The sequence below is a fragment of the Sutcliffiella horikoshii genome (genome assembly GCF_008180725.1).
GTDB lineage: Bacteria > Bacillota > Bacilli > Bacillales > Bacillaceae_I > Sutcliffiella_A > Sutcliffiella_A horikoshii_B.
Window position 1 is genome coordinate 1 of record NZ_VTEV01000016.1, and the last position, 26009, is coordinate 26009.

The 26009-nt window shown below is 37.3% G+C and carries 27 protein-coding genes and 1 pseudogene; 22 read left to right on the top strand and 6 right to left on the bottom strand.

The window, feature by feature from the left end:
* Window positions 1-437 precede the first annotated feature (437 nt).
* Together FZC76_RS22045 and FZC76_RS22050 are read left to right on the top strand one after the other, a co-directional pair.
* The gene (locus tag FZC76_RS22045; protein WP_148990241.1) at window positions 438-965 is read left to right on the top strand and encodes a hypothetical protein; all 528 of its coding nucleotides are present in this window, start codon (window positions 438-440) and stop codon (window positions 963-965) included.
* A gap of 86 nt (window positions 966-1051) precedes the next feature.
* Window positions 1052-1231 (top strand): hypothetical protein, encoded by a 180-nt coding sequence (locus tag FZC76_RS22050; protein ID WP_148990242.1) that lies wholly within the window; start codon window positions 1052-1054, stop codon window positions 1229-1231.
* A 272-nt stretch (window positions 1232-1503) separates the two neighbouring features.
* On the opposite strand, the gene FZC76_RS22055 is transcribed toward FZC76_RS22050, so the two are convergent.
* A complete protein-coding gene (locus FZC76_RS22055; protein ID WP_148990243.1) occupies window positions 1504-2445 on the bottom strand; it encodes a helix-turn-helix transcriptional regulator in 942 nt (313 codons plus the stop codon).
* Between the two features lie 117 nt (window positions 2446-2562).
* Here FZC76_RS22055 and FZC76_RS22060 point away from each other — a divergent pair, with 117 nt between their 5' ends.
* Together FZC76_RS22060 and FZC76_RS22065 are read left to right on the top strand one after the other, a co-directional pair.
* Window positions 2563-3126: a dihydrofolate reductase family protein gene (locus tag FZC76_RS22060; RefSeq protein ID WP_148990244.1), complete on the top strand. Its 564-nt coding sequence runs from the start codon at window positions 2563-2565 to the stop codon at window positions 3124-3126.
* Between the two features lie 226 nt (window positions 3127-3352).
* Window positions 3353-4033: a YdcF family protein gene (locus tag FZC76_RS22065; RefSeq protein WP_148990245.1), complete on the top strand. Its 681-nt coding sequence runs from the start codon at window positions 3353-3355 to the stop codon at window positions 4031-4033.
* Between the two features lie 2024 nt (window positions 4034-6057).
* Here the strand turns inward: FZC76_RS22065 and FZC76_RS22070 are convergent.
* Window positions 6058-6333, bottom strand: a pseudogene (locus tag FZC76_RS22070) (deoxyguanosinetriphosphate triphosphohydrolase); the annotation flags it as partial.
* A 182-nt stretch (window positions 6334-6515) separates the two neighbouring features.
* Between FZC76_RS22070 and FZC76_RS23615 the strand changes: the two are divergent.
* Window positions 6516-6644: a hypothetical protein gene (locus FZC76_RS23615; protein ID WP_262372763.1), complete on the top strand. Its 129-nt coding sequence runs from the start codon at window positions 6516-6518 to the stop codon at window positions 6642-6644.
* 81 nt (window positions 6645-6725) lie between these two features.
* Window positions 6726-7241 (top strand): tyrosine-type recombinase/integrase, encoded by a 516-nt coding sequence (locus FZC76_RS22075; protein WP_148990247.1) that lies wholly within the window; start codon window positions 6726-6728, stop codon window positions 7239-7241.
* Window positions 7242-7895: 654 nt separating this feature from the next.
* Here FZC76_RS22075 and FZC76_RS22080 read toward each other — a convergent pair.
* Both FZC76_RS22080 and FZC76_RS22085 read right to left on the bottom strand, forming a co-directional pair.
* Window positions 7896-8279 (bottom strand): hypothetical protein, encoded by a 384-nt coding sequence (locus FZC76_RS22080; RefSeq protein ID WP_148990248.1) that lies wholly within the window; start codon window positions 8277-8279, stop codon window positions 7896-7898.
* Window positions 8280-8360: 81 nt separating this feature from the next.
* Entirely contained in the window at window positions 8361-9452 is a 1092-nt protein-coding gene (locus FZC76_RS22085; protein WP_187442189.1) for an amidase domain-containing protein, read from the bottom strand.
* 195 nt (window positions 9453-9647) lie between these two features.
* On the opposite strand from FZC76_RS22085, the gene FZC76_RS22090 reads away from it, so the two are divergent.
* On the top strand, window positions 9648-10349 hold the full coding sequence (locus FZC76_RS22090) for a hypothetical protein (RefSeq protein WP_148990250.1): 702 nt from the start codon (window positions 9648-9650) through the stop codon (window positions 10347-10349).
* Between the two features lie 46 nt (window positions 10350-10395).
* Here FZC76_RS22090 and FZC76_RS22095 read toward each other — a convergent pair whose 3' ends face one another.
* A complete protein-coding gene (locus FZC76_RS22095) occupies window positions 10396-10602 on the bottom strand; it encodes a hypothetical protein (protein WP_148990251.1) in 207 nt (68 codons plus the stop codon).
* 544 nt (window positions 10603-11146) lie between these two features.
* On the bottom strand, window positions 11147-12046 hold the full coding sequence (gene folE2 / locus FZC76_RS22100; RefSeq protein WP_392396866.1) for a GTP cyclohydrolase FolE2: 900 nt from the start codon (window positions 12044-12046) through the stop codon (window positions 11147-11149).
* A gap of 168 nt (window positions 12047-12214) precedes the next feature.
* On the opposite strand from folE2, the gene sufU reads away from it, so the two are divergent.
* From sufU to FZC76_RS22175, 15 genes are all read left to right on the top strand, one after another.
* On the top strand, window positions 12215-12649 hold the full coding sequence (gene sufU / locus FZC76_RS22105) for a Fe-S cluster assembly sulfur transfer protein SufU (RefSeq protein WP_148990253.1): 435 nt from the start codon (window positions 12215-12217) through the stop codon (window positions 12647-12649).
* Between the two features lie 84 nt (window positions 12650-12733).
* On the top strand, window positions 12734-13126 hold the full coding sequence (locus tag FZC76_RS22110) for a (2Fe-2S) ferredoxin domain-containing protein (RefSeq protein ID WP_148990254.1): 393 nt from the start codon (window positions 12734-12736) through the stop codon (window positions 13124-13126).
* 12 nt (window positions 13127-13138) lie between these two features.
* Complete coding sequence (locus FZC76_RS22115) at window positions 13139-14125, top strand: CobW family GTP-binding protein (protein ID WP_148990255.1); 987 nt, start codon at window positions 13139-13141, stop codon at window positions 14123-14125.
* Window positions 14126-14160: 35 nt separating this feature from the next.
* A complete protein-coding gene (locus FZC76_RS22120; protein ID WP_148990256.1) occupies window positions 14161-14907 on the top strand; it encodes a class I SAM-dependent methyltransferase in 747 nt (248 codons plus the stop codon).
* Window positions 14904-15446: a dCTP deaminase gene (gene dcd, locus FZC76_RS22125; RefSeq protein WP_148990257.1), complete on the top strand. Its 543-nt coding sequence runs from the start codon at window positions 14904-14906 to the stop codon at window positions 15444-15446. The genes FZC76_RS22120 and dcd overlap by 4 nt, the downstream gene beginning before the upstream one ends.
* Window positions 15447-15857: 411 nt before the next feature.
* Window positions 15858-16829, top strand: a complete 972-nt coding sequence (locus FZC76_RS22130) for an ABC transporter substrate-binding protein (RefSeq protein ID WP_187442190.1) — start codon at window positions 15858-15860, stop codon at window positions 16827-16829.
* Between the two features lie 251 nt (window positions 16830-17080).
* Window positions 17081-17248, top strand: a complete 168-nt coding sequence (locus FZC76_RS22135; protein WP_148990259.1) for a Fur-regulated basic protein FbpA — start codon at window positions 17081-17083, stop codon at window positions 17246-17248.
* Entirely contained in the window at window positions 17245-17382 is a 138-nt protein-coding gene (locus tag FZC76_RS22140; RefSeq protein WP_148990260.1) for an FbpB family small basic protein, read from the top strand. The genes FZC76_RS22135 and FZC76_RS22140 overlap by 4 nt, the downstream gene beginning before the upstream one ends.
* Window positions 17383-17472: 90 nt before the next feature.
* Window positions 17473-18444, top strand: coding sequence for an ABC transporter substrate-binding protein (locus tag FZC76_RS22145; protein ID WP_187442191.1), 972 nt, complete (start codon window positions 17473-17475; stop codon window positions 18442-18444).
* A gap of 218 nt (window positions 18445-18662) precedes the next feature.
* Entirely contained in the window at window positions 18663-20237 is a 1575-nt protein-coding gene (locus FZC76_RS22150) for an ABC transporter substrate-binding protein (protein ID WP_148990262.1), read from the top strand.
* Window positions 20238-20272: 35 nt separating this feature from the next.
* Complete coding sequence (locus FZC76_RS22155; protein ID WP_187442192.1) at window positions 20273-21799, top strand: helix-turn-helix domain-containing protein; 1527 nt, start codon at window positions 20273-20275, stop codon at window positions 21797-21799.
* 112 nt (window positions 21800-21911) lie between these two features.
* A complete protein-coding gene (locus FZC76_RS22160) occupies window positions 21912-22910 on the top strand; it encodes an ABC transporter substrate-binding protein (RefSeq protein ID WP_148990264.1) in 999 nt (332 codons plus the stop codon).
* Window positions 22911-22981: 71 nt separating this feature from the next.
* Window positions 22982-23770, top strand: a complete 789-nt coding sequence (locus tag FZC76_RS22165; RefSeq protein WP_148990265.1) for a (2Fe-2S)-binding protein — start codon at window positions 22982-22984, stop codon at window positions 23768-23770.
* A gap of 161 nt (window positions 23771-23931) precedes the next feature.
* Window positions 23932-24975: a FecCD family ABC transporter permease gene (locus tag FZC76_RS22170; protein WP_148990298.1), complete on the top strand. Its 1044-nt coding sequence runs from the start codon at window positions 23932-23934 to the stop codon at window positions 24973-24975.
* The gene (locus FZC76_RS22175) at window positions 24975-25994 is read left to right on the top strand and encodes a FecCD family ABC transporter permease (protein ID WP_148990266.1); all 1020 of its coding nucleotides are present in this window, start codon (window positions 24975-24977) and stop codon (window positions 25992-25994) included. The genes FZC76_RS22170 and FZC76_RS22175 overlap by 1 nt, the downstream gene beginning before the upstream one ends.
* Window positions 25995-26009 lie beyond the last annotated feature (15 nt).

A 26009-nucleotide genomic window follows, 5' to 3' on the forward strand; every position in this document is an offset into this window, starting at 1 on the left:
CAACTTCAAGTGCAAAATCGAGGAACTACTGTTTAAATGGCTTAACAGAAGAAGTCAAAGGAAATCCTTCACATGGGATAAATTCAGACTATTTCTTGATAAATATCCTCTACCTTCACCAAGAATTAAAGTGAATATTTATGATTTAAGAAAAGAGATTAGCTACATTCTGTGAATGATGACTAGGAGGAGCCGTGTGCATTAATAGTGCAAGCACGGTTCTGTGAGGGTTTGGAGCACAATTTACCGTAAGGTAGAAAGGCTCCATTCTACTCGACTCCAGGAACAAGGATCAGCGTCCATTTTTGTTTTGGCCGCAAGAAATATCTAATTGAAGGAATTATTAGAATATGAAATAATTGGTATTAAGTAATAGGGCAGCAATATTGAATAAGCCTATAAATAAGGTTGCTTAACTACGAGGAGGTGTTTTGTTAATGAAAAGGAGGAAACAATCGTTTCTTACTTTAGGAATATTGGTTGTTGCAATTTTAATCTTTTATTTTAATGGTACCAAACAGATATACGGAAATGATGAAGCATCAATAGTTAAAGTAATTAATTCTATTGAGGGATATGAAGATAAATCAATTGAAATCTTGGAGATAAAAGATTTTGATGAACAAAGAATTGCAGCGTTTTTAGCTAATAATAGACCAGGCTGCATAGAGTTTACTGAAGATAAGAAAGGTAACTATATATGGAGATATATAGAAGTTAATGAAAATGAAGAATTTAGTTTTTTTCAAATTTCTCCTCGTAAAATGATCTTTGTAACCAATAACGAGAATGAAATTGCTAAAATGCAAGTAGATATTAATGGGCAAAAATTCGAACAGGAATTTATTCCGAATAAAGCAACTGTAACTTGGGCTGAATTACCGCAAACAGATAATAAAGAATATATATTTCGGAACTATAAGTATTTTGATAAAGATGGAATTATTATTAAGAAATTTGAATAACCAGCTAGTAAACAATCTAGGGCAATTATGGAAAATGTAGCCACTAGTCTAAGCAGCTGTATTTATTGTTATTGGGAGGGCTTATTATGATACTGTTTTCTGCTTTTATAGGTTGGGTTTTAATTATGTTAATTGAAGTTGTTTGGTTAATGAACGATATTTCAGGTGGTGCCAGAAACATAGAGGTGATTTATGTAACTATTGTTATTTCTTTAGTTGTGGGGGCTACTGGACTTAATCTATATAGTAAACATGTAAGCAAATGACTAATAGTGCAGAGACATTTCGTTATTTAGTTAAAAGGAGCTTTTCTTGAAAAAGATATAAATTATAGATCTTCAGCAATCGGGCGCCATTCTTGAAGAAGAATAGGTGCTCATTTTGTATTTAAGGGCCAGATTGTTTAATAACAATTTTAAAGCAAAGTGATATTGTAAAGGTCTATACTTAAACTAACCGGGCAGAAAAGCTAAATAAGGCAAACATTAAAACAGTTGCTCCTGATTTTTAATAGTGGATTAGTAAAAAAATAAATATTTTAATTATCATCTTGATACCTTGTTAAAATTTCTTCCGCTTGTTTACGTAATCCAACGATTAATTCCTTTGGTTCCAAAATTCGTGCGTGACTTCCAAGTCTTAAAAATAATGGTGTTATAAAATTAAGTTCACCTCTATCTATGATTCTATTTATGTATCCAGTTCCATCTTCTTGCGTGACTACAAAACCCTCAAAATAAGGAACACTTTTACATTGACGGACACCTTCCATAGTTAAATGCACATGCAGTCTAATCGGTTTTTTTATTTCAATAAAGTTGAACCATTCTTTTAAATTCATGAATTCATCTTCGTTTTCTTCAGTTGATAAAATGGAAAGAATACAATCTACACTATACAGTAATATTTTTTTCTTATGATAATCGTAAGCAGGCAAATACCATAATCCATCATGGGCATATACACCGATAGGACGGATATGTTTTTTCCTTATACCTGATTTAGATTCATATTGTATGTGTAAACTTCTATTCTCAATAGAATACTTTAAAACATCGTTTAAAAGGGGGGTATCAATCGTTCTTTTGGGGTTCCAAAAAGCAATATAAGACCAAATTTTATCTATTTTTATTTTAGCTTCACTCTGGAGTGAACTATATAATTTATGTTCAACCGAGGAAATTTCAGTATCAAATGGCAAGTTGCGATAGTAATTTAGAGATTGAAAAGCAAAGAAGATAGAAACAGCTTCTTCTTCTGTAAATAAAATTGGAGGAAGAAATCTACTCGTTAATACTGTATATCCACCATTACGTCCTTGTTCTGAGTAAATTGGCAATCCCATATCAGATAAATCTAATATGTATCTGTGTACAGTACGAATGGATATATGAAATTCATCTGCTATTTCTTGTGCAGTAAACTTTTTCTTAGTCGTAACAAACATAAGAATATCTAATAGACGCTTGGCTTTTGACATTTTTTACCTTTTTCATTTAATCATGTCATTACTTGTCATGTTTTACGTATAGTATAGTTTATGCCTTATGATTTTAGCAATTAGGGGAAATTCTATAAGATAAAAGGAGATAAAAATATGACCATTAACGAGAGAACAAGAAGAGTGATTTTAGATTTAGCAGTTACTTTAGATGGATTTATTGAAGGGCCGAATGGAGAAGTTGACTGGTGCATTATGGATCCTGATATGGATTTCAATAAATTTTTGAATCAAATTGATACTATACTATATGGTAGAAAAAGCTACGATATATGGGGGCAATATATTCCAAAAAATGAAGACTCAGATACCGATAAAGAAATGTGGAGATTGGTTCATAGCAAAGAGAAGTATGTGTTTTCCAGAACACAAAAAGAAACTGATAATCGAGCGAAATTAATAAATGATAACATTGTTGAAGAAGTTAATAGATTAAAGAAAAAGCCCGGTAGGGACATCTGGTTATATGGTGGCTCAAGTCTTATTACAACTTTTATCAATTTAGGACTTGTTGATGAATTTAGATTATCTGTTCATCCAATTATTTTGGGAGAAGGAAAACCTTTATTTATAGATATAAACAAGAGAATAAATCTAGAAATAGTTGAAACCAAAAACTTTTCTTCTGGCGTTGTTCAATTAATTTACAGATTGAATTAAACAAAGGGTACATCCCAATGAGTTTATTGTCACTTTGTTCTACCAAAGGGCAGCTTAACTTCAATAAGGATATTCAACTATCGGGCGCGAACCTTTAAAAAGGATCAGCGCTCGTTTTTTATTTTGACGTTAGTTTACCTTAACTAACTTATTGTGGAAATAATGGAAATTTGAGATGATGTAGTAAAGATTGTTTTGAGTTCATTAAGTAAAAAGGGGGTACGATGTGGGAATTCCTAAATATCCTGAAGTTCCAAAGCTTACAGATAAACAAATTGACGAGATAACAGAATTGGTGTTTTGGAAAGAGGTTGAGCCTAGAAAATGCGATGCAATATTTGTGTTTGGAGGCTCACACCCTGGTAATTGGAAGAAACCTTTAGAAGCTTATCAAAATGGTTTAGGTGACTGTATTATTGCAACTGGAGGAAGTAGTTTATCAAATCTGCGACATCCTGAATGGGATAATATAGGTTTCTCAGAATCTGAAGTCATTGTTAAGAACTTACTTGAAAATGGTGTTCCTAAAGAAGTTATTATCTATGAAACTTCATCTATGCACTCAATTGCAAATGTAACGGAAGCCAAGAAAATATTTGATTTTACATCAATAAATAGCTTGTTATTTGTTTGTAAAAGTATCGCTACGGGTAGGCAGTACCGTACTTTATTAAAATATCTCCCACCGAATATTAATTATATACCGTATCCTTTTGATACAAGTTTTGATGGCCAAACGACTATAAAGAGGGATAACTGGATGCTAAATGAGAGAAATATGTCACTAGTTTTTGGCGAGTATTTAAGGAATGTTATTTATGGAATGGAAGGGATGATAAATGCCCCTAGAAAACATGTTGCAGGACTGGAAGACATTGTTTTACATCACTATAAATCATTAGATTAATCTTGTCTCGTTAATCTAATTGAAACAAACTAAAGGCCGGAGTCCAAGCCCATGAATTTTTAAAAAAGAAATTAGGTTAAGGCATATTGGCTATTCAAGAATCGGGCGCAAAAATGGAATAAGCAACTAACAAAATCAAATATATATAACTCAGTTCATTTACGAGCTGAGTTATTTTTTAATTTCACTACAAAATTAGGGCAGTTTTAACGACATATTGACTTGCATTCTCTAACCCCAAGAAAGTTTTGCGTTAGGAACGGAATCCATTATCAACACTATCTCCTTTTTCTGTGACTCGTGGATCTCTCTAAATTTGTGGGGAAACATATATTCTTACAGAATGTGCAAGTATTTTCTGGACGAATGCTTTGCTTTCAGTCGCCAGTTTTCCAGACAGACGTGCGTACAAATATGTTTCTAATGTGCGTACGAACGAAGCGCAAGCTTTGTTCAGGAAGCACATGGTTCAGAGAATAGAACTTCTACCGAAATGCTCATGGGGGTCACGATTGACCCCTGCTGGAGAGTAGGAGAGGGTTTTTCAATTAGGAAGCGGCGATAGACGATTCCGAATGAGCACCCGGAGCGCAGCGTAGGGCAAGGAGATAAATGCGCAAGCATTTGTCGACGCAGTAAGGGGGACGGTCAGCTATGCTGACTGACAAGCGTAGCTTGTCATACGTCCCCCTTATGCTCTTTCCCCTACCGCTACGCAAACACCGCACCGTACTCCCGTAGCAACCTACAACCCTTGGTGCGACAGGCGGTACGCCATTCCGGGGCGACATTCGCACCAAATACGCCGCGGAAGTTGTCACAAAAACAGGTAGGGGACGTTGTCCAAAAAGAAGAAAGATCAGCGGACCGAACGGGGAGCGGATCGTCCGGAAAAGATCCTCGGGAGAGAAATCCAGCGTCCGACAGCGTGGACGACGAGAGGCGGTTGTATGTCAAAAGAATCGAACGTGTACGCACAAAGTGCGAGCAAAAGAAGGCAGGAAAAAGCCCCGAGCGGAGGAAGGCTCCGCGCTCGTCGAATGGTGGATTTTAGGGTGGTTCGAGGGGGAAGGAGGGAGTGCGTTATACGAGCGTAGCGAGAAAGGTAAGAGAGACCACCGACCGACGCGGGACCCGCGCGAACAGCCCTGCTGCCCTTGATTAGACTTACTTTTACGTGACATTCGGCGCGGGAAGCCCGGAGTGCGTTATACGAGCATAGCGAGAAAGGTAAGAAACACCACCGACGGGTTAGGACCCGCGGCGATGGAGCGGGTTGCTCTCCGAAACGCTATTAGGACAAGAGTTTCACGCTATGGTTCTTCGGTCAAGTGCTTCTGTTGGCAAAAAAAAGACCGTCTTCCCGAAGGAGGACGGTCCGGTTGCAGTTGCAGATAGGACGCATGCCGTGCGGTATCTCATTCTCATTTGATGTCCACGAAATCAGCATAGCTTGCTCAACCGATAAATTGAAGTATCTCATGCGCCTTCATTCTCACATATCATGTGGCACACCATATGATATGGTATAAGCAAAGGGTTCAGCTTTATGATATGCTCATGAAATTCAACATGGAACACGCATACGATATGACACGCTTTGCACATACCTTGTTTATCATGAGATGCGGGACGGTGTATTGCACACCATACCCATGATATATGTAATGCCGTGTAATCATTATCTCGTGCCGATTTTGTGAGTGGGGTGGAATTCATTCGATTTGGTGTCAATGCAAGAAGTGCAACTGATAACAAATGTGGCTTTGAAATAAAGTGGAATAATTTATAATAAAGTCTGAACATTTATAAAAAAGATTGATAATTTGAAAAAATGTTTGATTAGAAATCCTGTGTTGATATTCGGAAATTTTCATATTCCACAAACTAGGTCCAGATTGTTGAATAATAATAATACAGAAAGAACAAGGTCATTTTTTATTAAATATTATATAAGATTCAAATATAATAATACCTCCCGATAATAGGAGGTATTAATGTGCTTGACATATTAAGAAAATGAACTAGTTTCTAAAATATTGACTGAAGTATTTTGCATCGTAAATAACTTCTAGTGAATTCTTCCCATATAAGTTTTGAAACACTTGGATAGCATATGAATCCATCATTCCAGAGATGTAATCTGCTATCATCCGGTCCTTTTCTTCATTTGTATTCCTAAACTCAACTGGAAGAAGCATGTTGTTTTTATTGAATTTATCATCAGTGAAAGCGTCAAATAAACCTTTTATTATTTTTTCACCCTGTTTTTCATAAATTTGCACGATGTCTGATATGCTTAATAGTTGAAAATAAGCGCCGAAATTACGGCGTTTACCCTTTTAACAAGAAACTGCGTAGAATGTTAGATTCTACGCAGTTAAGTGATTTTGGCCGATTTGCGAATCCGCATTCGGCTGTTTCGCATCGAAGAAAAATAACTGCTGGAATCTAAATCGCTATTTCTCTGAGGGGGAAAAATATGGACGAAACTATTAGACAATTCTTGGAAGGTAAAAAATACACAAGTTCGGAAACAATTCGAACTTTTCAGTATACGCTTCAGACCTTCGAGAACATCATCGAAGACGGTGGAGGCGACATGAAATAATTAACAGAATTTGACATCCATCACTACTTTCGAAATCGGGAAGATAAAAAAGTCACGACCCGTCAAAAAGAGTATTCCATCGTGTTAAGCTTTCTCACTTTTCATGGATGGCAGGACCGGATGAATGGAATCGAGTATCCGGAGGAAAAAGTAGTCAGCATGGAACAGAAATCGATCGACAACATCGACATCGCCAAAATCAAACGGGAAATTGAAAAGATGAATCGGAAGTTGAACGGCGAATGGAAAAAAGGCGGGAAAATGCGAGTCGCAGTGATTTACTCGCTTATTTATACCGGGCTGCGTGTTTCCGAGCTTGCCAACCTAAACCGGGAAGATTTGGATGTGAGGGAGCGAACCGGATCGATTCAGGTCCGGGGAAAAGGCAACAAAGAACGGACCGTCCCTGCCCCGAAAGAGCTAAGAAGAAAACTAATGGAATACTTGAGTGAACGGACGGATGACAACCCCGCCCTTTTTGTGTCAAATAGGGGGCAACGCATCAGTGTGCGGAATATCCAGGATATCTTGAGCCGATTGAATGATCGTTGCGGCCTCAAGAAGGGAACCGTCCATCCCCACGTCCTCCGCCACTAGTTTCTCTATCAAACGGCAAAGAAAGTACCACTTACGACCCTAACCCAGCTGGCCGGCCACGATGATCCGAAAACGACGATGATCTATACTACGCCGAACTTGCAGGAAGTCGGGGAAAAACTCGATGACTTATATCAGGAAGAGGATTGAGCGTATAAACATTTATTGAGATAGTGGTAAAATTTTGATAAATCACAACAATAAAACACAAGTATCATCTTATCCAGTATTATTGAGTAAGTACAATTAAACCCTGACCTATTTAAATTCCAATATAACACTAAAGCAGAAACCAGGAGAACTATGACAAAGACTTCTTATTCAATAGTGATAAGATATTACATGAATCTTTTCGACAAATCGGGCAAATTAACACCAGAAAAAACAAATAAACTATATTCTTGGATTCACAACTTAGATGAATAAAGATTTGTTGTCACGTGCAATGTCTTTGCTTGAATAGAGTGTATCCTTTGCAGATTCCCTTATATGACTAGGCTTGTCTCACTAGGGTTGCAAATTCGTAGCATCGAATTATACTGCGTGAAGAGAAGTAAGTTTATAAGGAGCAAAACGACGCTGAAAGCTATTTCAACATAAAAAGCCGGAACTTTCCTAAAAGGAGAGATCCGGCAAACTGTGTTTTTAGTCATCTCAAAAATGAGCAGGGACTTTAACAAGACGATATTTACTGGTCCACATTTGTGTGCTTACAATTAATTTTTCATCTTCTTTTTCAAAAAATAGACTGTTACCATCTATCTCTTTAAAAATCCAACCTTTGCTGCTTATTAATTGTTGAATGTGGGTATTAACATCCTCCTTATTCTCAATGATGTACCAAGTTGCCTCATTATCTTTTGAAATCTCTACTAATTTTTGATTTGATTCATTCAATTTCTGCACAACTTCTCTCGGGGTCGTAGATTCTACATCCGCCGGAAGGTCTGGGTAACGCAATTGATTTAAGTAGATAAAAATTGTAACGAATAGAATGCTAATAAAAACCGCGCTTATGATAAGCCATTTTCTTTTCATCTAATCCCTCCCTCTCCATAAATTTATCTTTTTTGAACCAAAAGCGCAAACTAATTAAAGTTTGCGCTTTTAAATCTTCTATTAATTTGATGCTTTGTCCATTTCGTAACCGTATACTTTATATCCACTGTTATACCAATTTGCTAAAGTTGTTGTCTCTTTTTTATCTGATGTATGTTGTGTTAAATATTTATTGCTACTGTATGAACCGGTATTCTTAGTAATAATGGCGGTATGGTCTATTTGACCATCACCTCCGAAATCAGCATTTACAACATCACCGGTTTGCAGCGCTGAAACCGAACTCGCTATGCCTGCTCGCGACTTCCAATGGAGATAGAAGTTATGAGCACCACCCCAACTATATGAAGGTACGACACCATAACTCCAAGATGAGGAGGAAGTGTAGTGCGACCCATACCTTAATTTCATTCCACCAGTATATATGGCTTGTGAAACGAAGTTTGTGCAATCATTCCACTTTTTCCAGCAATTCGTATCATATACACTACAACCTTCTTTATATGCATAATAATCGTAGGCTGGATTTCTTCCATCCCACCATTTATAAGCGTAATCCCTTGCCTTGATATTATCATACCCATTTGAATAAACAGTCATAGGTGACATAGAACTTCCAGAGACTTCATCATTAGTGCTTACCGCATTTTCTGCAGTAGATTCAGCATTTGATGATACTGGCAATAAACTGTTTAACTCCGCATTCTCTTCTTCCGACAATATAGTATTGTTCGTTAATTTGTTTTTGTATTGTTTAAGTTTGTCATTCTTCTCATGGTTTTCATAAAGATCTATGAATTTAACGAACGATACTATTTTTCCCATCTCTTCTTCACTAAACTCATCGAAAGATCCACCTAAAGACAAAACAAATTGCTGATATGTAGGATCATTTACATCACTGACAATCGGAAGCTCATTTGTTTTGATGTACGTCTTGATGATTTTAATGGCATCTTTATGCTCAACCATAGCTTTTTCTTTTTCTTGTTTTGAATCGTCTGAGATGGTCTTGTACAATACAATATCTTTTGCTGAAAAGACATTTCCCCTATTTTCCTTGACTTCCACTTTCTCCGCAGCAAAAGTCGGAGTGATAGAGGTTGTTAGAGCTACTGCCAAAACTAACGCTGAAATCAATTGTTTCCTCATACTTACTTTCCTCCCCATTTTTATATTTTTTCTTACATTTCCCAATATACCACAAATTTGGTAGATTCATAGACTTATTTTCAAAAAAAATCCAGTTTGGTTTACTATAATAATAAGCGCTTAAAAAAAGTTAATAATATGAAAATGTTTAACCGATATAACCCATATAACACATAATGAAAAAGGAGAGAGACAATGCCGAGTAAATTCAGCCCTACTACCCCTGTCGAATATGTCCCATTTGACTTTGGAGGATATTTCGATTCAATGAAAGAGTATTTCGGAGAGTATACCTTCTTTGAAAAATGGAAGCGGTATTGGATGGAAATTTTTCATGAACAAGATGAAAAATTAAAACGCTATATCAAGATGTTTCCGAATACCAATCCTATCATGCAACGTGCTGCCCAGCATCCATCCCTTATGTTGAAGGATTATGAAATGTTTCAAGTTGACCATATAACAGACTATGGAACATACTGCTTTCATTTTGATGTAGAAGCGATGCACACCATTAAAGACGCGCAGCAAGTTCCTGTGGACGTCATCAGAAGATCAGACATATACATAGATCCCGATACCCCTCATATAAAAGAAAAGCTGGAAGACGAGCGGTTGCCTTATTTTGTTCGCATGGCTGGAATAAAGGATTCTTTCATCTGTGCAGACGGAAATAAGAGGGTGAGAGCGAGAATCGAAAGGGGTGATAAGGATTTTAAAGGATACACGTTTTGGCCGGAGCATGCGGAGCGTATCTTTTTCAGCCCCATGGATTTTTACTTTTATATCTTTCTTTATGAGGTAAACGCAATGTATAACAAAATGATGGAAAACCCACATGAGGAAAACATTTTGAGCGTGACACAGATGCATTTGCAAGCAAATGCGGCCAAGTGAGTCACAAAAAAGACACCTTGGGACGGGTGTCTTTTTTTCTATCTTTTTAAGCCCTCTCGATGATTTGATTCAATGGAACGTTCATTTTTTTACTCGCCTGACAGGCGGTCGAGAATAGTATTTTGCGTTCTTTATTGTTTCGAATCTGTTTGGCATGGCGTTTGATGGCCGGAACCGGGTTCGGATGCCGGTCGTTCAATTCCAAGACCCCTTTGGCATTGTCACGACACCGCCCTAATACTTCATTACTCATACGCTTTTCATCACCTTTCCCCTTTAGGTTAAACATTGATTATGTACGTGATGTCATTCTTCATGGATGCGCATAACACCAGCTTATTAGCTTCATTGTATCAAATGTTCGTTGAGGTCGACACCTATAGGAATCGGTGTCGAAAAGTTCAACATTTCCACACTGTCATTATCTGCTATAATTAAATAACGGGAAGTGAATCCTGCCCTTTCATTCTCCTTGAAAGGGGTGAGGGCAGTTGGCACGACGCAATAACTCCAAAGCACGACCAACCAATGCCCCGTAATACGGGCAACTGCCTATAAAACCCGCAAGGAAGGACAAGCTCTGGTTCTAAAGGAATTGAAATGGTCGATTTTCGCAATCGTACTTATCCTTGGCATCATCAAAATTAGTTATTCTATTAAAGGGCGCGATTCGAGAATATCAGCGCTTACTTTTTATATTGGCCAGTGGGGTAAGGGAGAGGTAAATTCTCCCTCATCCCATAATCACCTAATTTAGAAACGCTAGTAATTCGGCGTGCCTGTCCCAACAGCCCACCCTACTTCTGGAATTCCATTTTTGCATAGGCGTCATGTTGGTGGATGGATTCTTCGTTTCTGCATTCGATTTTGAATGATTTTACCCAATCAGTGAGATATAAATCTGTTGCAATTAGTCGGATTAAATCTTCTACAAATCTCGGATTCTCATAGGCTTGTTCGGTTACTTTTTTCTCATCGGGCCTTTTTAACACAGGGTGGAGCCTTGCGCTTGCGTTAGACTCCATAATATCAAGAAGTATTTCTTTAAAGTTATGCGGGAAGGTTTCACCAGGGGCTGTTGTCACTTCCACGGTAACGACACCTCTTTGATTGTGCGCACTGTATTCGCTGATTTCCTTGGAGCAAGGACAAAGGGTGGTAGTTAGTGCCGTCATTTTTACTTTCTCTGTCCATCCCTCGTCTGCATCATAATGCACTTCCAATTCCACATCTGCTTTCATCAATCCAGAAAGCTGCATTACCGGACTTTTCCTCTCAAAAAACCAAGGGAAAACAACATGGATTGTTGAGCTTTCTTGCTTCATTTTTTCAGCAAGGCGCTTAGTGAGATCTTTTAAGGTGGAGAAATCCATCCGAAGCCCTTCTTGATAAAATTCATGAAGCACTTCCGGTAACCTGCTCATATTTATACCTTTTTGCTCTCTGACCAATCCGGTCGTAAGAGTGAAATTTCCAACTGAATTCTGCTCAAAAGGGGCAAGAGTAGATGAAACTAACACAGGATACGTTAAATTTTTCACGCCAACCTGCTCAATTTTAAAGAAATAATCTTGTTCTTTATTTTGTAAATCCTTCATATTCTCTTTGCTGGTAGGCTTGTCTCCTATAATAGGGTCAACAGAGCCAAAATAACGATGCCTTTCTATTTTAGAAGGGAGGGGTAGTTTATTCATAATAGTTAGAGCTCCTTTATTAAAACGTAATAATTCTTATTTATTATGTTACTAGTGGTTGGTAAAATCAAGAATTAAGTGTTTACTTGCATAATAAATGATAATAGTAGTATATTTAAATCGTAAAGATTACGATTTGGGTAAAATGTGCTTTTTAAAGGAGGATGCCAAATGAACCTCGACCAATTTTATAAACAGATAGTCCTAGATCATGCGAAAAGTAGGCGAAATTACCGGGAGATGGATGGGTATACGCATAAAGTTCACTATAAAAATCCTACATGTGGTGATGTGATGACGCTTTATGCAAGGCTAGATGATAATCATATAGAAGATATCTCGTTTATAGGAGAAGGATGCTTTATCAGCATGGCTTCTTCTTCCATGTTTACTACCATTGGTAAAGGAAAATCACTAGACGAATTAAATGATTTATCTGCTCTTTTTAATGAGATGATTGTAAAAGGTAAGGAAGTAGAGGATGAGCGGTTGGAAGAGGCAGTTAGTTTAAAAGACATCCATCAGCTTCCTGCTCGTTATAATTGTGCGTTGATGCCATGGCAAGCATTTCAGAAATTGATGAAGGAAGATAGGGAAATAAACTAGATAGGGTTTAATTAAATAAAATGGGACAATAATGTACAATAAATCGTAATGATTACGATTATTATATAAACAGAGGTGATTTGGTTGGCAACATGGGATTTAAGTAAAACAAAGCATCACGTGCTGATTTGTAATGGAAGCAGTTGTAATTATGCTGGAGCAGAGGAATTAACTCAGGCAATTAGGGAGGAAATTTCCGAACGCGGCTTAGATCAACATATCCATACAACCAGAACGAGGTGCAATGGGAGATGTCAGGATAAGTGCGTGGCAATTGTTTATCCAAAGGGTGATTGGTACAAGGATTTGAGTCCAGAAGATTCCCGGAAGCTAATAGATTCACTAATCTATGAGAATGATTTAACCGGAAAAATCAGTCACACAGCTGGAAAAGATGGCTTCATCCGCGAGCCGGGTGTAGTACAAGGCGTGTTAAAGGAAAAAGAGAAAGACCAAAAGGTATCTAAAAAACTATAAAGGAATGGTTGGATGAGCTTTATAAAGTCGACAAAAATACCAGTCACTATTTTGACTGGTTATTTAGGTGCAGGTAAAACAACGTTACTTAACAGGATATTAACAGAAAAACACCAACAAAAGATGGCAATCATTGTGAATGAATTCGGAGAGGTGGGCATTGATAATCTGCTTGTTGTTAATTCCGAAGAAGAGATTGTGGAGATGAATAATGGTTGTATTTGTTGCACGGTCAGAGGCGAGTTAAACAAAATTCTACGTACCCTGACATTTTCCATGGAACAAGGAAAAGTCCATTTTGATAGAGTGTTGATTGAAACAACGGGACTGGCTGACCCTGCTCCTGTGGCTCAAACTTTTTTCATGGACAGGGAGCTTTCAGAGAAGTTTGAGGTGGATAGCATTGTTACGGTTGTAGATTGCAAACATGTTCATAGACATTTGGATGAAAAAGACGAAGCGCAAGAACAGATTGCGTTTGCAGATGTTATTGTCATGAACAAGCTTGATCTATTAGAAGAGGATGAGTTGCACTCCCTTGAAAAACGAATTTCCTTCATGAATCCGACAGCCCAAATGCTTTTTACGGAAAATTGCAAGGTAGATTTAAAAGAAGTATTAGGAATCAAGTCATTTGACTTAAACCATAAGCTGAATCTTAATCCACATTTCTTAGAGGAGCATCATCACCATCATCACGATGACAAAGTGACATCTGTTTCTTTCGTGGAAGAGCAACCACTTGACCGGAATAAGCTTGATCGTTGGATGAGCCAACTTATACAGGAGAAGGGAGAGGACCTTCTGAGGTATAAAGGGATTTTGCATGTGAAAGATGTGGAAGAACGGGTTGTTTTCCAAGGGCTACATATGCTCTTCGCCGGCAAACCAGACCGAAAATGGAGAAAAGGTGAAACAAAACGAAGTGAACTGGTTTTCATAGGCCGTAACATAGATAAGAAAGAGCTGGAGAGACAATTCAGGGAGTGTCTTGCTTAACAAAAGAAGAATAGAGAAGCTGGAGGAAAAGAGAAATGGGTTGCTGGTATGAAGAACATTTTCAGCAAGATTATTTATTAATCTATAAACATCGTAATGAACAACAAGCACAATTAGAGCTGGAAAGTTTGTGGAAGCACATTCCGTTAGATGGAAAAGGGAAGATTCTTGACCTATGTTGTGGATCTGGCCGTCACAGTAGGTGGCTTGCTAATAGAAGCCATCAAGTAACAGGTATTGATCTGTCTTTAGTTCTATTAGAGGAAGCAAGAAAGGCTTCAGAAAAGGAAGCTATTGTCTATGAAAGAGCAGATATGAGAGAAATAGCATACAAGGAAGAGTTCGATGTGGTAGTGAACCTGTTTACAAGCTTTGGATATTTTGATGAAGATGAAGAAAACGAAAAGGTGCTTAAAAAAGTGTATGAAGCTTTGGTGCCAGGTGGGTATTTTCTTTTCGACTTCCTAAATCCTTCTTTCTTAAAAAGCAACCTGATACCTTTCACTACCTTCTCAGAAGGAGATTTAATCATTAATCAGTACAGAAAAGTAGAAGGGGACTGCATAGTTAAGCGTATTAATGTTAAGGATGCTTTTTCACAACGGACTTACGAAGAACGGGTGAAGCTATATTCCTATCAAGTGCTGAGATCCATGTTAGAAAGGAACGGCCTACAACCTATTCAAGTGTTCGGTGATTATGAGGGAGGATCCCTATGTGAGAACAATTCACCAAGAACAATCTTTCTTTGTAAAAAAGAACCAAAGGAGTGGACGGGATGATTCTATCAGGAAAAACTATAGAATCCAAAATACTACAAGGCGACTTGATAATAAATCCATATGAAAGTACCAGTGTTCAGCCTGCATCCATTGATCTTAGAATCAGTAGCCACTTTCTAGTGATTGATGAAAACCAAAGCGCCTCTTTGTCACTTGATAAACGTGCAGCTTACCGAGATATTTATGTAGAAAAAAACTCTACCATCATCATTCCGCCACATTCCTTTCTACTTGCAACAACAGTAGAGTACATAGAGCTGCCTACCACGTTGACCGCTTTTGTAGAAGGAAGGAGTTCTATTGGCAGGTTGGGTTTGTTTATTCAGAACGCCGGCTGGGTAGATCCGGGATTCAAAGGACATATTACGCTAGAGCTATTCAATGCAAACAGACTTCCAATAGAAATACCGATCGGCAGGCGGGTCTGTCAGCTAGTCATTGCAGGAGTAGATCAAGAAGCCGATGCGTATAAGGGGAAATATGTTGGTCAGCAAAAGGCGACAGCAAGCAGGATCTATCAAGATATTGAAAGCGTATAGAAATGAGAGTAGAGAAGACAGTGTACACTTGCTTCTGCAACTCAGAACGGAAATTATTTGTTACTAATTCCCATCTTAAATTCCAGTCAACTAGTAACTTAGACGTTGAATTTAAGATGGGAATTTCCTTGTTTAGGGTTAAGCTCAGAAAAAAGTGATAATACAGCCTAGCATTATTGCGTATTGGGTAGGTACTACTTTAATAAAACAAGCGGTTAAAGAATTTAAGGGTCTTTTAGTTTAACAAGGATTCAACACTTAAATTTGCGCATAAAAAATAACATAAATAATAATTCATAAAATAGTGGTAATGTTGTTATACCCTCCATTTGAAAAATGAAAGTTGTTCTTGCAATATATAATGATATTGATTATCATTATCATATAATATATAATTTGGAGGAAGTAATATTGAAACAAAGGAATATATTTTTAATAGCTATCTTTGCGATTTTGTTGGTGTTAGCTGCTTGTGGGAATGAGAATAATAATTCAGAAGAACCTGTGACAAATGGGGATGCAAACCAAGAAGATAAACATCTTGTAGAGCATCTCTATGGAGAGACGGAAATTCCTGAGAAAATAGATAAAGTGTTATCTTTACGCCCATCCTTTACAGACCATATTCTTGCTTTGGAAGAGAAGCCTTATGCCGTGACTGGTGAAGAGCAGTATGGAGGAAGCTACATACCATATCTTGCTGATCAACTAGATGGAGTCGAAATAGTTGGAAATCAATCTTCCGTTGACTTAGAAAAAATTCTATCCTTGGAGCCAGATTTGATTCTAATTGATGATTACTTAGCTTCTCAAGTGTATGATGACCTAAATAAGATTGCGCCAACCATTGTTCTAGGAACAAAGGATACGGAAGCTCAAAACGCTCCGGACTATTGGCAAGAAGACTTTCTGAAGATCGCAGAGATTTATGGTAAAACAGAACTTGCAGAACAAAAGATCCAGGAGTTAGACCAGAAAGTGGCAGAAGCAAAGGACCAAGTTAGTACCCTTGAAAATAAAAATCTCGCCTTTCTCCGGATCCGTAAAGATGCAATCCAGCTTTATGCGGAATCAGGACATCCCATGAACACACTTCTTTATCACGATTTAGGTTTTGAACCATCTGACTTAACCGATCCATTAGAAAGAAAAGACTTATCATTAGAAGTAGTTCCAGAAATGAATGCGGACTATATTTTCTTACAAGTTGATTCGTCTGGTGGTCCGGACAATATGGATACTATACAGGAGAGCCCGATCTGGCAAGACCTTAGAGCTGTTAAGGAAGAGAATGTAGAAGAAACAGATTTTTGGATTTATAAAGGCTGGGGAGTAATAGGACGTACCCAATTAGTCGATGAAGTGCTCCAAATTATTAAGTAGACAGAAGGTTGAATCCCACTTGAGGGTTCAACCTTTTTACCTTGTTTCGTCAGATATTAATGGGCAAATACCGCAGCAACGAATTTTATCCCCATCATGTAAAAAATAAGCCAAACAACAATGGTTACAAATATAAAATTCCTCTTGTCCATCTGGAGAACAATACAAATAAACTTTATTGAAATTTTCATATGAAACCTATACACTTACAAATGATAATGATTATCAATCACAAGAAGAGGAGTCCTTGTATGAGCACAATGTTAAGTCAGGCAATTCAACACAGAAGAGAATTTATTATAGATCAACTTTTAAACATAGGTGTATATAAAACAAAGAATGCTCAGTTATACGAGCTTTGTCTTTGTGATTTGGAAAGAGAATACAGATTCTTTAAAAGAAAAGAGGAAAACAAGTGAAAAAGAAAACATTTAAGCAATTAGTTAATGAAAATAGAAGCCATATTTTAAAGGATAAGGACGCCATAGAAAAAGTCCACAAAAAAATTGAAGATAGGCAATTAGCAGATCATAATAGTAGGAAAAATCCATAAACTGTTCTAGATAATCCATGGACTAAGCATATGTTCCCCATTATGATAGTAATTGAGAATAATATTCATTATCAAAGAAGGAGTAGAATCATGAAATCAAGAAATATGTATATAGCTATAATTAGTCTAGTACTTATATCATTACTTGTAATCGGCTGCGGGGCACAAGAGGAATTAAAGGAGTCTGCAAATGGACAGGCTCCAAAAAATGAGGAAAGTAGTGCGGAAACTGTGGACGAAACAAAAGTAGTGAAACACGCTATGGGGGAAACTGAAATTCCTGTTAATCCTGAAAGGATAGCAGTTATGTTTGCAAGAGATGTCGAATCTCTTTTAGTTTTAGGGGTTACACCTATCGGAGCAACTCACTATGTACCAGGAGAGTTTGATACGGTTGCTGAATATAATCAAGAACTAAAAGATGCTGGCGTAATAGATTTTGGGGAGCAAGGCACGCCTAATATGGAAGCGTTGTTAGAAGCAGAACCGGATCTAATTATTCTTACAGATTGGCATGAGATGTACGAAGAAGCTTCAAAGATTGCACCAACTATCATGCTAGATACATATGGATGGGATAGATTTGAAGAGCTAGCATCCATACTAGATAAGGAAACGGAAGCCGAGGCGTTTAAGAAGGCTTACGATAAGAAAATCATGGTAGCCAAAAATATCTTACAAAAACATGTAAAAGAAGATGAAACAACACTTTTTATCTCCGTTTATGATAAACAAATAGGAGTAACGGATAAGGGATTTATATTTAACCAATTACTCTACGACAAATTAGGACTTACTCCACCACCAGATGTAATTCCGGAAGACGAACAGGCGATGATAACTGCCGAAGGACTTGTTGATGCTAACCCTGATATTATTTTTGTTAGTAAACATAATGATGTTTTTTATGATGAGATTTTTTCAAATCCAGCGGTTCAGCAAATCAATGCAGTTAAAAACAACCGTGTCTATGAATTACACCCTAGCTTCGTTCGAAACCTCAAAGGGGAATCATTAGCGATTGATTTTGTTACAGAATCTATTACAGGCGAAAAGGAGTAATTGCTTTTCCTACGGTGGAATCTTAACGGGCAAACCAAAGAAGAATACTAGCAATTGATGATTAAAAAGCCGGTTTGCATTCATTTTATGAGTGAAAATCGGTATTTTCCATTTTAAGGAGCTTTTGTTTGGGAATATTTCATTATAAAATATAATAATGATAATCATTATCATTATTATTTCCTCTAAAGCTGTTTTTAAAGGGAGGCTAATTATAAATGAACAACGAACAAGACTTAGAAAAACTTAATAGAATGGCCTTTTCTATTATCTCAATAACTCAAATTAATTGCTCTACTGGATGGAAAAAACAGGAGTCATGTTTTAACAAGAATTCAATTATCTATGTTACGAAAGGCCGTGGAAATTTACAGATAGATAAAACGGCGTTTTATTTGGAAAAAAACAAGTGTTTTTTACTAGTACCCAATATGAGTATATATCTTGACACTAATTCTCATGATCCTTTGCAATACTACGAAATCGATTTTGATTATATCCAATATAACGAGAAACAAGTTGATAAGAGTAGTTTCCCTTTTAGCGGAGAAATTCCTATACATAATACCATTGAGGTAGTTAACTTGTTGAATGGGCTCCTGGATGTGAAGCCTCAGCTAATGCATCTAGAGCAACTTAGAAAAAATGCTCTGTTACATCAGCTTATCTATCTGTGTGCATACCAAGTATATAAACGATTCCCTATTTTAAATATAAAAGCAGCGATTGAGACAACAGTAAGGTATATGGATATCCACTTTGATCAAGAGGTAACACGAGAGGAATTAGCTACTATGATAGGTTTTAATGTTGACTATTATTCTCGTGTATTTAAAAAGGAAGTAGGAGTCAGTCCGAATGAGTATTTAACTCAAATAAGAATAAAGCGAGCAAAGGAATATCTTGTTACTTCCAATCAGCGTCTAAAAGAAATTGCCAAAAGTGTCGGTTATTCAGATCCATTCTACTTTAGTCGCATTTTTAAAAAATCAGTAGGTGTTTCACCAACAATCTATGTTAAGAAAAACAAGAAGAGAATAGCGACATTTTTTGCAAGGGATATCGAAGTACTCTTGACACTGGGGACTACGCCTATTGCTGCAACGAAGTATATAGAAGGAGAGTTTGATACGATTTTTGAATATAACGAATCTTTGAAGAAAACAAAGATTGTAGATTTAGGACCGCAAGAAACCCCTAGTTTAAAAGCCCTCCAAGAAGTTGAGCCAGATTTAATTATCCTCACTAATTGGCATGAAATAAGTGAAGAAGTGTGTAAGATTGCTCCAACTGTGAAGCTTGATACAAATGGATGGGATAGATTTGAAGAACTAGCAGTCTTACTTGGAAAAGAAGCGGAAGCAGAGGCTTTTAAAGAAAGATATGAAAGGAAGCTTACTGAAGCAAAAAGCTCCCTCAAAAAGTATGTAAAGGAAAGCGAAACGACTCTTTTTATTTCCATTTATGATGGAACAATTGGAGTGACGGATAGATACTTTATATTTAACCAATTACTCTACGACAAACTAGGACTTACACCACCACCGGATGTCATACCCAAAGAGGAGCAGGTATATATAACTGCCCAAAGACTAGCGGAAATTAATCCGGATTACCTATTTGTTACTATTCATAATCAAAGATTTTATGATGAAATCTTTTCAAACGTATCTGTCCAGCAAATCAATGCATTTAAAAATGATCGAGTTTATGTCATACACCATAGCTTTGTTCGAAACATCAAGGGAGTTTCATTAGCAATAGATTTGATTGTAGAATCTATGACAAGATGAGTAATTTGATTATGCCAAGTGAAAGGAGCAATACAATGATATTTCGTCAAATTTCCATTTTGGATTACCTTAAAGATACCGAGTGTATCCTTCATGTATATAGCTTGCTATTTGTTACATCTGGAGAAGCAAAATTGAAGGTGGATAACCAGACATATAAAATGAAAGAGCACTCATGCATTATTTTACCTCCAAACACCCCCTATTCTTTGAGTCAAATAGATGAGTATGCTCCACTACGTTATTATGAATTAGCGTTTGAATTTGGGGAATTCAAACCCGATCTTCTTTTGGGAGAGTATGTGACTAGGAACCCTTTAAAAATGCTTGCAGGTTTAGAAAGGCTACTTGAAATAAATAGTGACAAAGATTCGGGCCCCCTTGAAATGATAGAAGAACAAATGTTATTTTATGAACTTTTGTATTTGGTTTGCAAAGAAAGGGAAACGCGGAAAAAGCTGAAGGATACTAAGGAAAAAATTCAGGAAGCTATCCTCTATATTCAAAATCATTACCAGGACGAACTTACACGAGAAGGATTAGCCGAAATGGTTGGGTTTAGTCCAGGTTATTTTTCACAAGCCTTTAAAAAAGTGGTAGGCTCAAGTCCAATTGATTATTTGAATGAAGTGAGAATAAAAAAAGCGAAGGAAATGCTTATTACTTCTCAGCATCGATTAAAGACGGTGGCAAATAGTGTGGGATACCAAGACGAATTTTACTTCAGTCGATTGTTTAAAAAGTCAACAGGTATTTCTCCAACCCTCTATGTGAGGAAAAGTCGCACCAGAATCTTAAATGCAGATAATAGTTTTCAGGGTCATTTTCAGGCTCTAGGAATAAGTCCCTTTGCCACACTGGACTACAATTGTGAAAACGGCTACCAACTAAGAATAGGTGATAGCCCCAAAAAACAAAGCATAAACCCATCAGCGGAAGGCATGTACGAGTCTCTCATGGAAATTAAACCAGATGTAATACTGTGTGCAGATTATGATGAGGAAAAGATTGAAATGCTACAAAAGGTTGCCCCTACAGTGATAATTCCATGGATGAAGTATGACTGGAGAGAGCATTTTATGCATATTGGGAAATTGATAGGCAGAGGAAAAGAGACGAAGGAATGGCTATATAATTATGATATTAAAGCAGAATTAGCATCAAATTTAATAAAAGACAAAGTGAATCATAAAGATAAGGTCATGATTATAAGGATTTATCAGGATAGGGTAACAGTTTACGGAAAGAGAAACGTAGGAAATATCTTTTACAATGATTTGAAGTTAAAACCTGTAGATATAGTGGCTGAAATTCCGCCTATTCAGAATCAGTATCCTATTACATTCGCCCAACTTGTCTCCTATAAACCAGACTATTTATTTATTTTGGATTCTAGCAATTCACCTTCCCAAGGGCCTCTACATGATATTACAACGAATAAGGAATGGTTCAACATTCCTGCTGTTAGAAAAAGGCAGGTTCACTTTATCTCTAAATATTGGTTAGATTATTCTCCTGCTTCCCATATTGAACAACTAAAAGAGGTTGTCGAGTTCTTTTAGATCATAACAATAATCCATTTTTTAAAAGTCAATAGTCCATGGCATTTAAAAAAATGGGTGTTTATAATTCTAATTGAGAAGAATAATCACTATCAACTGAAGGGGAATCACAATGAAAGTTAAACAAATTATATTTCAGGCATTCACAATTTTTATAGTGGCATTTATGTTAGTAGGCTGCGGATCATCAGACGAGAACGCTGCTAAAGAGGAGACAACATCAACAACGTCGGAAGAAGTGGAAACTGTTGAAGATACAAGTGGTTCCACTGAAACAAGGGTATTTACTCATCTTAAAGGAGAAACGGAAATTCCCGTAGAGCCAAAACGTGTTGTAACTACACAATATATAGGTCAAATGCTTGCTCTTGAAGTAAAACCAGTTGGTGCTACAGGCTGGACATTAAACAACCCTTACTTTGAAGGCATGATAGATGGAGTTGAGAATATTGGAGATGAGGAGATTAGTTTAGAGAAAATCTTGGCTCTAGAACCAGATCTCATTATCGGAACTGATTGGGATGAGGAAATATATGAAGAATTATCTAAAATTGCACCAACAATCTTAATTCCATGGATGGAGCATGATGTTAATGGGCATTTAAATATAGTTGCAGATGCCTTAGGTAAAAAAGATGAAGCGGAAAAGTTTATTCAGGATTTTGAAGAAGTTGCCGCCGAAAAGTCGGAACTTGTCCGCAACTATGTAGGTGAAGACGAAACAGTTCTGATTTTCAGAATCTATCCAGACAGCTTTAGTGTGTATGGAGATCGAAACTTGGGACATGTTTTTTATAATGGATTAGGTCTTACACCGCCGCCATTTATTCAAGCAGAAATGGACAAAAATCCAGGAAGTTTTAATCAACAAGAAATATCCCTTGAAGTTCTACCTGATTATAGTGCTGATCATATGATTGTGTTGGTGAATGATTTAAAAGAAGCAGAAACTCAACTAAAACAAATTCAGGATACAAAACTGTGGCAAGGTCTGCCAGCTGTACAAAACAACAAGGTTTATTATATTGAAAGGACACAGTGGCTAGCGTACGACTCTACTTCGGTATTAGGACAGTTAAAAGATGCAGCTCAGCTGTTTGAGAAGGAATAAAATAAAGCCATATCACTAGCTGATATGGCTTTCATTTGCCCACTATAAATTTGATAAGGGAGAGTTACCAATTGAGCCTAATGAATGAAAAACAGTTAGAAGAGAACTATTACATCATTTCCTGTGATCATCCACATAAATTATATGGCGCTACGCTTGCTGATCTAAAGAATCCTCCAGTAATGAAGGAATTTGTAAAATTTTACGGAGACAAATTAAAAGCGAAAACACCACAGGTGGCAGCTACTTACTTTAGCAAATATTATGGATGGGTATTGGCGGGGTTTCATTACTTTCATTCCTTAAACTATAGGGTAGAGACTGACCCTTCTAATATTGAATTACAACTTTATTTTGATGAGGAAAATGATTATTACGGTTTGGTGTTTAAGTTACTAGACTCTTCGTTACAGCTCCAAAACAGAGAAGTAATAGAGGCGGATATTCAGGATTTATATAAACATAATGTTATCCCCTTGCTTCAAGCTTTTGCTTTAGAAACTGGGATAAAAATCCGAGAATTATGGGGGCAATTATCTTTGGGACTTTACTTTGGTTATGACTTTAATCTAGAGGAAGCATCTTGTGCAAATAATCAAAAACAGAATGTAGAACAAGACTTCTTCTTTATAACCAAGAGGTTGGAACCGGAACTGTTCATGGAACAAAAAAATCCACTTGATATAACTTTTAAAATGATTCCAAATGCACATAACCCTGAGATATTTCAACGGATGAAGCCTACCTGTTGCCTGTATTATCAAACAGAAGATTCCACAAACAAATGCTATGGTTGTCCGAGATTGAGTGATAAAGAGCGAGAAGTAAGAAGGCAGGAGATTATGGCGAATGCAAATTAACAAGTTTTAAATGCCTGGACTTTTACATAAATGTCCATTGAAATTCTAATAGAGAATGGGTATACTTTATATGAGAATGATTATCAATTTCATATAATAGCGGTCTTTAGAAAAGGAATGAAAAATGAATGGTACTGAAAGAAAATTTGAAACAATCTAAAATGGAACAACCTAATGTGCCACAAGAGGAGAGTACGAAGAAATTGAAATCTCGTCCTCTTGTGGCTACTCTTATATTATCTGGGGGTCTGATTGCGCTTATCTTTGGTATGGGATACTCCATTACTTTAGGAGCGGCAGATATTGATTTTAAAACAGTATGGGAAGGAGTATTCAGTTATAATCCTGAGCTTACTTCTCATCAAATTATTCAGGAGCTTCGGATGCCCCGTGTTCTGGCTGCAGGGTTAGTAGGCGCATTTTTAGCTATGTCTGGTGCCATTATGCAAGGTATGACAAGAAATCCACTCGCTTCACCCTCCATTATGGGAATCAGTGCTGGTTCAGCCTTTATGATTGCAATCGCATTTGCATTTTTCCCAGGAACTTCTCATGTTGGATTAATGGTTTGGTCATTTTTGGGTGCTGGTTTGGCAGCAGGCATTGTTTTTTTTGTTGGTTCCATGTCAAAAGGGGGGCTGACCCCAGTAAAGCTAGCACTCGCTGGAACTGCAGTTGGTGCATTGCTAAGCTCCATTTCATCGGCTATTGCGATTCATTACCAAGTGGCGCAGGATATAAGCTTTTGGTATGCAGGTGGTGTGGCCGGAGCAAAGTGGATTAGTATACAAATTTTAATACCAGTAGCGATTGTAGGGCTTGTAGTAGCTTTAATGTTAGCGCGTTCTATTACCGTTTTAAGCTTAGGTGATGATATAGCAAAAGGATTAGGGCAGAAAACGGTTCTTGTAAAAGTGGTTGGTACCATTGTCGTCTTGTTATTAACAGGAGCAGCAGTTTCTGTAGCAGGAACAGTAGGGTTTATTGGACTAGTTATCCCTCATATAACTCGGTTTTTGGTAGGGGTTGATTATCGTTGGATCATTCCTTGTTCAGCAATATTAGGAGCGTTGCTTCTCATACTTGCTGATATTGGTGCACGAATGATTAACCCGCCATTTGAAACACCTGTTGGAGCGATAACAGCAATGATTGGTGTACCTTTTTTCCTCTACCTGGCTCGTCGTGAAAGGGGAGGATTGTAATGGAATTATTGATAAAAACAAAAAAGAAGCCCTTATTTGCAATGGGAATTTTACTCGTACTTATCCTTATATCCTTTTTTGTTAGTTTAAACATGGGTTTTATTCGTATGGCACCAATGGATGTAATCAAAACACTTATTGGAGCAGGTACGGAAAAAGACCAACTAGTTCTATTTGATTTTCGTTTACCAAGAATGGTCATAGCATTATTGATAGGGGCGGGATTAGCAGTATCTGGAGCAATCCTTCAAGGGGTAGCTCAGAATGGTTTAGCGGATCCCGGAATACTAGGCATTAATGCGGGTGCTGGGTTTGCTGTTGTTTTATTTATCTACTATTTTCAAGGGTCCACCACGTCTCTTGGGACACTATCTATCTTTATTATGCCACTAGCCGCATTAGCTGGAGGAGTAATAGCCGCTTTTTTAATTTACACATTAGCTTGGAAAAAAGGTGTAACTCCCGTCAGACTAATTCTTGTCGGAATAGGTGTGAACGCAGCATTTGGAGCGGCACTTATTATCTTTCAATTAAAGATGAATCCTAATGATTTTATGAAAGCAACCATTTGGTTATCAGGGAGCATATGGGGAACAAATTGGAAATTCGTTTTAGCTGTTTTGCCATGGATCCTTATTCTTATTCCATATACAATTTACAAGGCCCGCTACTTGAATGTGTTAAATCTCGGAGATCAAGTGGCTACAGGATTAGGAGCAGCGGTAGAAAGAGAACGGAGAATCCTTTTGCTTTTAGCAGTTGCTCTAGCAGGATCATGTGTGGCTGTTGGTGGTGGAATTGCATTCCTAGGACTTGTTGCACCTCATTTGGCTCGCAGGATTGTTGGACCTAAGCATCAATTTTTGTTACCTGCAACAGCTTTAATGGGGGCATTACTGTTGCTTGTAGCGGATACCATAGGGCGTAATATTCTTTCACCTTCAGAAATACCAGTAGGAATCGTTGTTTCAGCTCTAGGAGCGCCGTACTTTATCTATTTACTAATGAAAACTAATTAAAAGGAGCGAGTATAT